The sequence below is a fragment of the Amycolatopsis sp. WQ 127309 genome (assembly GCF_023023025.1).
Taxonomy (GTDB): Bacteria; Actinomycetota; Actinomycetes; order Mycobacteriales; family Pseudonocardiaceae; genus Amycolatopsis.
In genome coordinates this window covers 10,222,539-10,235,476 of the sequence record NZ_CP095481.1, presented here as the reverse complement: position 1 = coordinate 10,235,476, position 12,938 = coordinate 10,222,539, and the positions used below count along the sequence as shown (strand labels likewise).

Genomic DNA, 12,938 nt, shown 5'->3' with positions numbered 1-12,938 from the left:
GAGAAGCGAGAACAGTGAGCGGGAACGAGCAGCCGGTGCAGCTGTGGGGCGGCCGGTTCGCCAGCGGTCCGGCGGAGGCCATGGCGGCGCTGAGCGCGTCGACGCACTTCGACTGGCGCCTGGCGCCCTACGACATCGCCGGCTCCCGCGCGCACGCCCGGGTGCTGAGCAAGGCGGGCCTGCTCACCGGCGACGAATTGACCGGCATGCTGACCGCGCTCGACACCCTCGCCCAGGACGTCGCTTCCGGGGCGTTCACCCCGACGATCGCCGACGAGGATGTGCACACGGCACTCGAGCGCGGGCTGCTGGAGCGGGCGGGCACCGAGCTCGGCGGCAAGCTGCGCGCCGGCCGGTCGCGCAACGACCAGGTGGCGACCCTCTTCCGGATGTGGCTGCGGGACGCCGCCCGCCGCGTCGTCGCCGGCACGCTCGACATCGTCGACGCGCTGGTGTCGCAGGCCAAGCGGCACCCGGACGCGATCCTGCCCGGCCGCACGCACCTGCAGCACGCCCAGCCCGTGCTGCTCGCGCACCACCTGCTGGCCCACGGCCAGGCGCTGCTCCGCGACGTCTCGCGGCTGCAGGACTGGGACGCCCGCACGGCCGAGTCGCCGTACGGCTCGGGTGCGCTCGCCGGCTCGTCGCTGGGGCTCGACCCGGAGGCGGTCGCCGCGGAGCTCGGCTTCGCGACCAGCGTGGAGAACTCCATCGACGGCACCGCCTCGCGCGATTTCGTCGCCGAGTTCGCCTTCGCCGTCTCGATGCTGGCGATCAACCTGTCCCGGATCGCCGAAGAGGTGATCATCTGGAACACCGCCGAGTTCGGCTACGTGACGCTGGACGACGCCTGGGCCACCGGCAGCTCGATCATGCCGCAGAAGAAGAACCCGGACGTCGCCGAGCTGACCCGCGGCAAGGCGGGCCGGCTCATCGGCAACCTCACCGGTCTGCTGGCGACGCTGAAGGCCCAGCCGCTGGCCTACAACCGGGACCTGCAGGAGGACAAGGAGCCGGTGTTCGACTCGGTCGAGCAGCTCGAGCTCCTGTTCCCGGCCATCGCCGGCATGCTCGCCACGCTGACCTTCCACACCGACCGCCTCGCCGAGCTGGCCCCGGCCGGGTTCACGCTGGCCACCGACATCGCGGAGTGGCTGGTGCGCCAGGGCGTCCCGTTCCGCGTCGCGCACGAAGCGGCGGGTGAGAGCGTCCGGGTCGCCGAGTCGCGCGGCGTCGGCCTGGACGAGCTCACCGACGAGGAGTTCGAGAAGATCAACCCGGCCCTGACGCCCGCGGTGCGCGAGGTCCTGACCGTCGAAGGCTCGGTGAAGTCCCGCGACGCGCGGGGCGGCACGGCGCCGGTGCGGGTGGCCGAGCAGCGCGCGCGTCTCGAAGAGCGGGTCACCGCCGCCCGCCACTGGCTGAACTGAGCCGGCGAGCCGGGCCGACACCACTGTCGGCCCGGCTCGATAGGCTGGTCGTCGCACGACTTCCCGAAGGAGGGGACGCTTGAGCGGCGACGCAGGCCGGTTGTTCACCCGCGCCGAACTGGCGCTGGACCCGGTCGACCTGGCCCAGTTGCTGCTCGGCTCCGTGCTGGAGGCGACCGGGCCCGACGGCACCGTCGGCGTCCGGCTGGTCGAGGTCGAGGCCTACCGCGGCGAAGACGATCCGGCGTCGCACTGCTACCGCGGCCGGACCCCGCGCAACGCGGTCATGTGGGGGCCGGCCGGTCACCTGTACGTGTACTTCGTCTACGGGATGCATTTCTGCGCGAACGTCGTCGGCACCCACGAGGATATGCCGGGAGCCGTGCTGGTGCGGGCCGGCGAGGTCGTCTCGGGTCTCGACGTCGTCCGCAAGCGGCGCCCGAACGCCCGGGGGACCGGGGAACTGGCCAAGGGCCCGGCCATCCTCACGTCGGTGCTGCGCATCGACCGCGAGCAGAACGGCGTCGACCTGACCGACCCGGCGTCGCCGGTGCGGCTGCACGTCGGCGAGCGGGTGCCGGCCGAACGGATCCGGGTCGGGCCCCGCGTCGGCGTCGCGACGGCGATCGACACGCCGTGGCGGTTCTGGGACGGTGCCTCCCCGGCCGTGTCCACCTACCGCCGCGGCGGGAAGCGCCGGGTCCGACCCGCCAGTTAGTCGGTTGACCTGGTGCGGGAGGATCTACAGGCGTGAGCGAACACATCCTCGACGAGCTGTCCTGGCGCGGCCTCATCGCGCAGTCCACCGACATCGACGCCCTTCGGCGCGAGCTCGACCAGGGTCCTGTGACGCTCTATTGCGGTTTCGACCCGACCGCGCCCAGCCTGCACGCCGGCAACCTCGTCCCGCTGCTCATGCTCAAGCGGTTCCAGCGCGCCGGGCACCGGCCGATCGTGCTGGCCGGCGGCGCGACCGGGATGGTCGGCGACCCGCGCGACACGGGTGAGCGCACGCTGAACACCCTCGACGTCGTCGCGGAGTGGGCCGGGCGCATCCGCGGTCAGCTGGAGCGGTTCGTCGACTTCGACGACAGCCCGATCGGCGCGGTCGTCGAGAACAACCTCAACTGGACCGGCCAGCAGAACGTCCTGGAGTTCCTGCGCGACGCCGGGAAGCACTTCTCGGTCAACGTCATGCTCAACCGGGAGACGGTCAAGCGCCGGCTCGAGAGCGACGGCATGTCGTACACCGAGTTCAGCTACCTGCTGCTGCAGTCGCAGGACTACCAGCAGCTGTACCGCCAGTACGGCTGCAAGCTGCAGGTCGGCGGCTCCGACCAGTGGGGCAACCTCGTCGGCGGGGTCGACCTGATCCGCCGCACCGAGGGGGTGAGCGTGCACGCGCTCACCGCGCCGCTGGTCACCGACGCCGAGGGCCGAAAGTTCGGCAAGTCCACCGGCGGCGGCAAGCTGTGGCTCGACCCGGAGATGACCTCGCCGTACGCCTGGTACCAGTACTTCGTCAACGTGGGTGACGCCGACGTGGTCCGCTACCTGCGGATGTTCACCTTCCTCGACCAGGAGGAGATCGCCGCGCTGGCCGAGGACACCGAACAACGTCCCCACCTGCGCTCGGCGCAGAAGCGGCTGGCCGAGGAGTTCACCACCCTCGTACACGGGGAGAACCAGACCCGGCAGGTGATCAACGCCAGCCAGGCGCTGTTCGGCCGCGGCGAGCTGGCCGACCTCGACGAACGGACCCTCGACGCCGCCATGGCCGAGGTCCCGAACGGCAAGGTCGACCCGTCCGGCGAGGCGACGATCGTCGACCTGCTGCTCGCCGGGGGACTGGTCGACAGCAAGGGCGCCGCGCGCCGCACGGTGAAAGAGGGCGGCGCGTACGTGAACAACGTGAAGATCGGTGACGAGGAGTGGAAGCCCGCTTCGGACGACGCGCTCCACGGCAAGTGGCTCGTCGTCCGCCGGGGCCGGCGCAACGTCGCCGGCGTCGCGCTGGGCGGTTAGCCGCCTCCGCGGCCCGGAACAGGGCTTGACCTGCGGTAACGCGGTTAAGGTACCCCCCTGTTCCGGGCCCCGGAAGGCCATGTAAAGTTCTCCAAGTCGCCAGGGAAACCGGGTGGCCACCGGGACACGAACCAAGCTCTCGCAGAAGCGATTGAGTGGGTGTCCCACCAAATAGCTTGAAACAATCGCCGAGGTTGAGCCCGCCGATAACGTGGGTGATGTCAGAGTGTGTTGCTTGAGAACTCAACAGTGTGCTAGTGAACTAAGCCAGTAGAGCTTATATAACCTCGTATGAGGTTCCTTTGAGATTGATTGAGTACATAGTCTCGATCAAACTATTCATTGTTGGAGAGTTTGATCCTGGCTCAGGACGAACGCTGGCGGCGTGCTTAACACATGCAAGTCGAACGATGAAGCCTTCGGGTGGATTAGTGGCGAACGGGTGAGTAACACGTGGGTAATCTGCCCTGCACTCTGGGATAAGCCTTGGAAACGAGGTCTAATACCGGATATCACAACGCTTCGCATGGAGTGTTGTTGAAAGTTCTGGCGGTGCAGGATGAACCCGCGGCCTATCAGCTTGTTGGTGGGGTAGTGGCCTACCAAGGCGACGACGGGTAGCCGGCCTGAGAGGGTGACCGGCCACACTGGGACTGAGACACGGCCCAGACTCCTACGGGAGGCAGCAGTGGGGAATATTGCACAATGGGCGAAAGCCTGATGCAGCGACGCCGCGTGAGGGATGACGGCCTTCGGGTTGTAAACCTCTTTCGCCAGGGACGAAGCGCAAGTGACGGTACCTGGATAAGAAGCACCGGCTAACTACGTGCCAGCAGCCGCGGTAATACGTAGGGTGCAAGCGTTGTCCGGATTTATTGGGCGTAAAGAGCTCGTAGGCGGTTTGTCGCGTCGGCTGTGAAATCTGGAGGCTTAACCTTCAGCGTGCAGTCGATACGGGCAGACTTGAGTTCGGTAGGGGAGACTGGAATTCCTGGTGTAGCGGTGAAATGCGCAGATATCAGGAGGAACACCGGTGGCGAAGGCGGGTCTCTGGGCCGATACTGACGCTGAGGAGCGAAAGCGTGGGGAGCGAACAGGATTAGATACCCTGGTAGTCCACGCTGTAAACGGTGGGTGCTAGGTGTGGGCGACATTCCACGTTGTCCGTGCCGTAGCTAACGCATTAAGCACCCCGCCTGGGGAGTACGGCCGCAAGGCTAAAACTCAAAGGAATTGACGGGGGCCCGCACAAGCGGCGGAGCATGTGGATTAATTCGATGCAACGCGAAGAACCTTACCTGGGCTTGACATGCGCCAGACATCCCCAGAGATGGGGCTTCCCTTGTGGTTGGTGTACAGGTGGTGCATGGCTGTCGTCAGCTCGTGTCGTGAGATGTTGGGTTAAGTCCCGCAACGAGCGCAACCCTTATCCTACGTTGCCAGCGCGTTATGGCGGGGACTCGTGGGAGACTGCCGGGGTCAACTCGGAGGAAGGTGGGGATGACGTCAAGTCATCATGCCCCTTATGTCCAGGGCTTCACACATGCTACAATGGCTGGTACAGAGGGCTGCGATACCGCGAGGTGGAGCGAATCCCTTAAAGCCGGTCTCAGTTCGGATCGCAGTCTGCAACTCGACTGCGTGAAGTCGGAGTCGCTAGTAATCGCAGATCAGCAACGCTGCGGTGAATACGTTCCCGGGCCTTGTACACACCGCCCGTCACGTCATGAAAGTCGGTAACACCCGAAGCCCATGGCCCAACCCTTCGGGGAGGGAGTGGTCGAAGGTGGGACTGGCGATTGGGACGAAGTCGTAACAAGGTAGCCGTACCGGAAGGTGCGGCTGGATCACCTCCTTTCTAAGGAGCACAACACATCCACGTTCCCGGGATACCCGGATCAAGGGCGTGGGGTGGGCGCGGTTTAACACTCGAATGCAGTGTTGCCGGGCTTGCTCAAGGAATTGTGGAACTACTGGTTATGGCTCATCGCGGTGACAGACGCCTGCTGTTAGTACTGATCCTTCGGGGTCGTGGAGGACGCTCGCAGAGTCGAGTGGTGGGTTGTTCGCGAAGCACACTGTTGGGTCCTGAGGCAACACGCCTTAGGGCTTACACAGCCTGGGAATGTGGTTTGTTTCTGGTGTGGTGTTTGAGAACTGTAGAGTGGATGCGAGCATCTTTGTGGTCAAGTTGTTAAGGGCACATGGTGGATGTCTTGGCTTCAGGAGCCGATGAAGGACGTAGGAGGCTGCGATAAGCCTCGGGGAGCTGTCAACCGAGCTGTGATCCGAGGATTTCCGAATGGGGAAACCCAGCACCAGTGATGTGGTGTTACCCGCACCTGAATATATAGGGTGTGTGGAGGGAACGCGGGGAAGTGAAACATCTCAGTACCCGTAGGAAGAGAAAACAACCGTGATTCCGTGAGTAGTGGCGAGCGAAAGCGGAAGAGGCTAAACCGATTGCATGTGATACCTGTCAGGGGTTGTGTAGTCGGTGTTGTGGGACCCGCCTTGAAGGAACTGACATTTCTTCGGAATTGACGCATGGGTTAGTGGAACGCCTTGGGATGGGCGGCCGGAGTGGGTGAGAGCCCCGTACGCGAAAACTTGTGTTGTTGTTCTTGGTGGTGTTCCCGAGTAGCAGCGAGCTCGTGGAATTTGCTGTGAATCTGCCGGGACCACCCGGTAAGCCTAAATACTTCCTGAAGACCGATAGCGGACTAGTACCGTGAGGGAAAGATGAAAAGTACCCCGGGAGGGGAGTGAAAGAGTACCTGAAACCGTGTGCCTACAAGCCGTCAGAGCTGTAATGGTGATGGCGTGCCTTTTGAAGAATGAGCCTGCGAGTTAGTGCTGCGTGGCGAGGTTAACCCGTGTGGGGTAGCCGTAGCGAAAGCGAGTCTGAATAGGGCGAATATAGTCGCGTGGTCTAGACCCGAAGCGGAGTGATCTACCCATGGCCAGGGTGAAGCGACGGTAAGACGTCGTGGAGGCCCGAACCCACTTAGGTTGAAAACTGAGGGGATGAGCTGTGGGTAGGGGTGAAAGGCCAATCAAACTCCGTGATAGCTGGTTCTCCCCGAAATGCATTTAGGTGCAGCGTCGTATGTTTCACCACGGGGGTAGAGCTACTGGATGGTCTAGGGGCCTTACCGGGTTACCGAAATCAACCAAACTCCGAATACCGTGGTGTGAGAGTGCGGCAGTGAGACGGCGGGGGATAAGCTTCGTCGTCGAGAGGGAAACAGCCCAGAACACCAGCTAAGGCCCCTAAGTGTGTGCTCAGTGGGAAAGGATGTGGGATTGCCCAGACAACCAGGAGGTTGGCTTAGAAGCAGCCACCCTTGAAAGAGTGCGTAATAGCTCACTGGTCAAGTGGTCCTGCGCCGACAATGTAGCGGGGCTTAAGCACACCGCCGAAGCTGTGTCATTGACACAATAGATCCATGCGAGCCCTTGAGGTTTGTGTGTAGTCGTGTTGATGGGTAGGGGAGCGTCCTGCACCCAGGGAAGCCGTGGCGGAAGCTAGCGGTGGAGGGTGTGGGAGTGAGAATGCAGGCATGAGTAGCGAATGCAGAGTGAGAAACTCTGCCGCCGGATGACCAAGGGTTCCTGGGCCAGGCTAATCCGCCCAGGGTAAGTCGGGACCTAAGGCGAGGCCGACAGGCGTAGTCGATGGACAACGGGTTGATATTCCCGTACCCGAGCATGTGCGCCCATGACGAGGCGTTTGATACTAACCACCCAAAGCCATATCCTGAAGTCTTCGGATGGAGGGGTGTGTGTGGAGCGTGGGACCTGATTTCGTAGTAGTCAAGCGATGGGGTGACGCAGGAAGGTAGCTCCGCCAGGCGATGGTTGTCCTGGTGTAAGCGTGTAGGAGAAAGCATAGGCAAATCCGTGCTTTATATACTCTGAGACGTGATGCGTAGCCGTTTGAGGCGAAGTAGAGTGATCCTATGCTGCCGAGAAAAGCCTCTAGTGAGTGCATGCACGGCCCGTACCCCAAACCAACACAGGTGGTCAGGTAGAGAATACTAAGGCGATCGGGTGAACTGTGGTTAAGGAACTCGGCAAAATGCCCCCGTAACTTCGGGAGAAGGGGGGCCAAACATCCTGAAGCTCTTCGCGAGCTAGGGGTGGGTGGCCGCAGAGACCAGCGGAAAGCGACTGTTTACTAAAAACACAGGTCCATGCGAAGTCGCAAGACGATGTATATGGACTGACGCCTGCCCGGTGCTGGAACGTTAAGAGGACCGGTTAATCCCTTCGGGGGTGAAGCTGAGAATTTAAGCGCCAGTAAACGGCGGTGGTAACTATAACCATCCTAAGGTAGCGAAATTCCTTGTCGGGTAAGTTCCGACCTGCACGAATGGCGTAACGACTTTCCGGCTGTCTCAACCACAGGCCCGGCGAAATTGCACTACGAGTAAAGATGCTCGTTACGCGCGGCAGGACGGAAAGACCCCGGGACCTTTACTATAGTTTGGTATTGGTTTTCGGTTCGGCTTGTGTAGGATAGGTGGGAGACTGTGAAGCGGTGACGCTAGTTACTGTGGAGTCATTGTTGAAATACCACTCTGGTCGAATTGGGAATCTGAACCTCGGGCCATGATCTGGTTCAGGGACAGTGCCTGATGGGTAGTTTAACTGGGGCGGTTGCCTCCTAAAGAGTAACGGAGGCGCCCAAAGGTTCCCTCAGCCTGGTTGGCAATCAGGTGTTGAGTGCAAGTGCACAAGGGAGCTTGACTGTGAGACAGACATGTCGAGCAGGGACGAAAGTCGGGACTAGTGATCCGGCACCACCTGGTGGAAGGGGTGTCGCTCAACGGATAAAAGGTACCCCGGGGATAACAGGCTGATCTTGCCCAAGAGTCCATATCGACGGCATGGTTTGGCACCTCGATGTCGGCTCGTCGCATCCTGGGGCCGGAGTAGGTCCCAAGGGTTGGGCTGTTCGCCCATTAAAGCGGCACGCGAGCTGGGTTTAGAACGTCGTGAGACAGTTCGGTCCCTATCCGCCGCGCGCGTAGGATACTTGAGGAAGGCTGTCCCTAGTACGAGAGGACCGGGACGGACGAACCTCTGGTGTGCCAGTTGTCCCGCCAGGGGCATGGCTGGTTGGCCACGTTCGGAAGGGATAACCGCTGAAGGCATCTAAGCGGGAAGCCTGTTCCAAGATGAGGTATCCCACCCTTTGTGGGTTAAGGCCCCCAATAGACCATTGGGTTGATAGGCCAGATATGGAAGCACAGTAATGTGTTGTCGAGTTGACTGGTACTAATAGGCCGAGGACTTGTCTACGAAGGTGTTACGCATCCACTCTACGGTTCTGAAACACCACACGACCCTCTTTTTGGGGGTGTGGGTGTTTGATAGTGTTTCGGTGGTTTTAGCGTCAGGGAAACGCCCGGTCCCATTCCGAACCCGGAAGCTAAGCTTGACAGCGCCGATGGTACTGCAACCGAAGGGTTGTGGGAGAGTAGGACACCGCCAAACTTACCTTCCGTACGGCCCGTTAGGATAGCCAGTTGGCTGCCCTAGCGGGCCGTACGTGTATGTCCAGACCAAGATTTTCCACGGCAGGAGGCCAGGTGTCCGAGTTCGGTCGACGAGACTCAAGCGATGATGGGTCCGGCCGGTCGGCTCGCCGGGACGAAGGCTCCCGGAGCCGGTCGGACGCACCCCGGGGGAACCCCCAGCGTGGTGCCCGGCAGGACCGAGGCGGCCGCGACGGTGGTTACCAGGGCCGGCCTCGCCGTGACGACCAGGGCGTCCGGGGTGGTGGCAAGCCGTCCCGGGGCGGCGACGGTCCCCGTGATCGCGATCAGCGCGGCGGATACGCAGGTCAGAGCCGTGACAGCGGCCGCGCGTCCAGCTCCAGCTCCAGTGACCGCGGTGGTTACCGCGACTCCGGCGACTCGCGTGACCGGGGAAGCCGGCCCAGCGGTGGCGGCACCCGGTTCTCCGGTGGGCCCGCTCGCTCGGGTGGCGGCCGCTACGAGGACCGTGGCGGCAACCGCTCCGGCGGGCGCTACGAAGGCTCGGGCAACCGGTCGGGCGGCGGCTCCGACGACCGCGGCGGCCGGCCGAGTGGCGGCCGTCCGCAGGGCAAGTCGTCCTTCGGCGACCGCAAGCCGCGCTGGGAAGACCGCAGCGGCTCCGACCGCGGCCCCCGCACCGGCGGCTTCAAGCCGGACGACCGCGGCAGCTCCAGCCGTCGCGACGACGACCGCGGCCCCCGCACTGGTGGGTACCGTTCGGACGACCGCGGCAGTTCGGCTCGTCGTGATGACGATCGTGGTTCCCGTTCCGGTGGTTTCCGTTCGGATGACCGTGGCAATTCGAGTCGTCGTGACGATGACCGTGGTTCCCGTTCCGGTGGCTTCCGTTCGGACGACCGCAGCAGTTCGAACCGTCGTGATGACGACCGTGGTTCGCGTACCGGTGGATTCCGGTCGGACGATCGCGGCAAGAGCAGTTACCCCCGTCGTGATGACGACCGTGGGCCCCGCACCGGTGCTCCGCGTTCGGATGACCGCGGTAAGGGCAGCTACGAGCGTCGTGACGACTCCCGTGGTGACCGTTCCGGCAGCTTCGACCGGAGCAAGAGCAGCTACCCGCGTCGTGACGACGATCGTGGCCGTGGTGGCTACGACAAGGGTGCTCGCTCCAGCGGTCCCCGTTCCGATGACCGCGGCTCGGCGCGTACCGGCGGCTTCCGCTCGGACGACCGCAAGAGCAGCTACCCGCGTCGCGACGACGATCGTGGTGCCCCTCGCTCGGACGACAGCGGCAAGAGCAGCTACCAGCGTCGTGATGACGACCGCAAGCCCGGGACCTCCCGGGAGTCCGGCAGCTACCAGCGCCGGGACGACGACCGCAAGCCGGGCGGCTACCAGGGGCGCGACGAGAACCGCCGCACCGGTGGTTACCAGGGGCGTGACGAGAACCGTCGGACCGGTGGCTACCAGGGCCGTGACGACAACCGCGGTCCGCGCGACTCCGGCGGCCGGGACGACCGCTCCGGCGGGGGTTCCCGCGACACCGGGAAGCCGTTCGACAACACCCGCGACGACAAGCGTCCGGCTCGCGACCACGGCGACCGCAAGGACCGTCCCGTGCGGCGGGAGTTCGAGCGCAAGGACAGCGTCCACCGCAACCCGCGGCCCGGCGTCCACACCCCGCTCGACGACGAGGCCTTGGCGAGGGAGTTCCTGGAAGCGCCGGAGCTGCCTGAAGGCGTCGAGTTCTCCGACCTCGACGAGGAAGCCCGCCGCGAGCTGCGGACGCTGCCGAAGGCGCTGGCCGAGACCGTCGGGAAGCACCTCGTCGCGGCCGGCGGCCTGATGGACAGCGACCCCGAGGCCGCGCTCGAGCACGCCAAGTACGCCAAGGCCAAGGCCTCGCGCGTGCCGATCGTCCGGGAGGCGCTCGGCCTGGTCGCCTACAACTCCGGCAACTGGGCAGAGGCGCTGTCGGAACTGCGTGCCGTCCGGCGGATGACCCGCAGCGACGACCACATCGCCATCATCGCCGACGCCGAACGCGCGCTGGGCCGGCCCGAGCGGGCTCTGGACCTCGCGAAAGAGGCCGACACGACGAAGCTGGCGAAGGCCACGCAGGTCGAGCTGGCGATCGTCGCGGCCGGGGCGCGCCGGGACCTCGGGCAGATCAACGCCGCGGTCGTTTCGCTGCAGGGTGCGGACCTCAAGGCCGAGAAGCGCGACCCGTGGAGCGCGCGGCTCTTCTACGCCTACGCCGACAACCTGGTCGCGGCGGAGCGCAAGGACGAGGCCATCCGCTGGTTCCTCAACGCGGCGGAAGCCGACGCGGACGACGAGACCGACGCGGCCGAGCGCGCCGCGGACCTCTCGAACGAAGGGATCGAGCCGGCCAAGGCGGCCAAGACCACCGAGGCTCCCAAGACGACCGAGTCGGCGAAGACCGCTGAAGCGGCCGGGACCGACGAGCCCACCAAGGCAACGAAGGCGACCGAGCCGACGAAGGCGACCGACGCTGTCGAGACGACCGACGCGGCCCAGGCGGACGAGCCGACGAAGGCGACTGGGGCGGCCAAGACCGCTGAGGTAACCGAGGCGGCCAAGGCAACCCAGGCGAACGAGTCGGCCGAGACCGCCGACGCAACCGACCCGGCCAAGGCTGAAGCCGCCGACCCGGCCAAGGCCGAGGCCGACAAGCCGGCCAAGGTTGAAGCCGACAAGCCGGCCCCGGCCGAAGGTGACGAGCCTGGTGCCACCGTCGAGTCGGATGACTGACTCCCTGCTGGCGGCCTGTGACGCCGTCCTGTTCGATCTCGATGGCACCGTCTACCACGGCACCCAGGTGATCCCGGGGGCCCCGGAGACGGTCAAGGCCGCCCGGGATCACGGGACGCCGGTGCGGTTCGTCACGAACAACGCGTCCAAGGCTCCGGTCGAGGTCGTCGAGCACCTCGTCGGCCTCGGCATGCCCGCCGACGTCGGCGAGGTGCACACCAGCGCCCAGGCTGGTGCGGTGCTCCTGAGGGAACGGCTCGCGCCGGGGGCCGAGGTGCTCGTCGTGGGCACCGAGGCGCTCGCGGCCGAGGTTGCCCAGGCCGGGTTGGAGCCCGTCCGGGAGAACAGCGAGAGCGTCCAGGCTGTCGTGCAGGGGCACTCGCCCGACAACACCTGGGCCGCGCTCGCCGAGGCGTGCCTGGCCATCCGGGCGGGTGCGCTGTGGGTGGCCTGCAACGTCGACGCGACGCTGCCCAGCGAGCGGGGCCTGCTGCCGGGCAACGGCTCGATGGTCGCCGCGCTGCGCACGGCCACCGACGTCGAACCGGTGGTCGCCGGGAAGCCGGAGCCGCTGCTGTTCGAGACCGCGGCGAAGTCGGCCGGGGCGGAGCATCCGCTCGTCGTCGGTGACCGGCTCGACACCGACATCGCCGGCGCGGTCGCCGCGGGTGTCGACTCGCTCGTCGTGCTCTCCGGCGTTGCGACGCCGAAGCAGCTGGTCGAGGCCATCCCGGCCGAGCGCGGTACCTACCTCGCGGCGGACCTCACCGCGCTCACGTCCACTCTCGAAGAACTGAAGATCGGGCCTCGGCCCGGCTGGTCGGTCGACGCCGGGGACGGCGTCCTCACCGTCGACGGCGAGGGTGACGACCTGGACCTGCTCCGGGCGCTCTGCCACGCGGCGTGGGAGTCCGGCAAGACGAAGGTCCAGGCCGACGGCGACACCGCGAAGGCCGCGCTGGCGCGGCTCGGACTGGCCTGACTGATACCGTTCTTGACGTGCAGGATCACCCGTACCCCGTCCCGGGACCGCCGCCCGGTGCGTTCTCCGAGCAGACCGACCCGCGGGCCGGCATCGCCGAGGCCGTCGCCGGTCTGGACGACCTGGACGCGCTTCCGCTCACCGAGCACGTCGAGCGCTTCGACGCCGTGCACACCGAGCTGACCGTGGCCCTGTCCAGCATCGACAAGGTCTGACCAG

7 protein-coding genes and 3 rRNA genes are annotated in these 12,938 nt (G+C 65.0%); 9 read left to right on the top strand and 1 reads right to left on the bottom strand.

The features are described 5' to 3' along the window. Nucleotides 1-14 precede the first annotated feature (14 nt). The 6 genes from argH to rrf all read left to right on the top strand — a co-directional run bounded on the left by argH (nt 15) and on the right by rrf (nt 8,957). Entirely contained in the window at nt 15-1,430 is a 1,416-nt protein-coding gene (gene argH, locus MUY22_RS45055; RefSeq protein ID WP_247054000.1) for an argininosuccinate lyase, read from the top strand. Between the two features lie 79 nt (nt 1,431-1,509). Beyond that, the gene (locus MUY22_RS45050; RefSeq protein WP_247053998.1) at nt 1,510-2,148 is read left to right on the top strand and encodes a DNA-3-methyladenine glycosylase; all 639 of its coding nucleotides are present in this window, start codon (nt 1,510-1,512) and stop codon (nt 2,146-2,148) included. Between the two features lie 32 nt (nt 2,149-2,180). Continuing rightward, on the top strand, nt 2,181-3,455 hold the full coding sequence (tyrS, locus tag MUY22_RS45045; protein WP_247053996.1) for a tyrosine--tRNA ligase: 1,275 nt from the start codon (nt 2,181-2,183) through the stop codon (nt 3,453-3,455). 342 nt (nt 3,456-3,797) lie between these two features. Next, nucleotides 3,798-5,313 (top strand): 16S ribosomal RNA (locus MUY22_RS45040). 326 nt (nt 5,314-5,639) lie between these two features. Beyond that, nucleotides 5,640-8,762 (top strand): 23S ribosomal RNA (locus MUY22_RS45035). Between the two features lie 78 nt (nt 8,763-8,840). Next, a 5S ribosomal RNA gene (gene rrf, locus MUY22_RS45030) occupies nt 8,841-8,957 on the top strand. Together the 16S, 23S and 5S rRNA genes form the textbook arrangement of a ribosomal RNA operon. A gap of 119 nt (nt 8,958-9,076) precedes the next feature. Here the strand turns inward: rrf and MUY22_RS45025 are convergent. After that, nucleotides 9,077-10,615 (bottom strand): hypothetical protein, encoded by a 1,539-nt coding sequence (locus tag MUY22_RS45025; RefSeq protein ID WP_247064524.1) that lies wholly within the window; start codon nt 10,613-10,615, stop codon nt 9,077-9,079. Here MUY22_RS45025 and MUY22_RS45020 point away from each other — a divergent pair. Genes MUY22_RS45020 through MUY22_RS45010 form a run of 3 tightly spaced genes read left to right on the top strand, consistent with a single transcriptional unit; the run spans nt 10,580 to nt 12,934 of the window. Further along, complete coding sequence (locus MUY22_RS45020; protein WP_247064417.1) at nt 10,580-11,737, top strand: hypothetical protein; 1,158 nt, start codon at nt 10,580-10,582, stop codon at nt 11,735-11,737. The two genes, MUY22_RS45025 and MUY22_RS45020, sit on opposite strands and share 36 nt — an antisense overlap. Next, nucleotides 11,730-12,719 carry an HAD-IIA family hydrolase gene (locus MUY22_RS45015; protein WP_247053994.1) on the top strand — a complete coding sequence of 330 codons (990 nt, stop codon included), beginning with the start codon at nt 11,730-11,732 and terminating at the stop codon, nt 12,717-12,719. Before MUY22_RS45020 ends, MUY22_RS45015 begins: the two co-directional genes overlap by 8 nt. A 17-nt stretch (nt 12,720-12,736) precedes the next feature. Continuing rightward, nucleotides 12,737-12,934 (top strand): hypothetical protein, encoded by a 198-nt coding sequence (locus MUY22_RS45010; RefSeq protein WP_247053991.1) that lies wholly within the window; start codon nt 12,737-12,739, stop codon nt 12,932-12,934. Nucleotides 12,935-12,938: the final 4 nt, after the last annotated feature.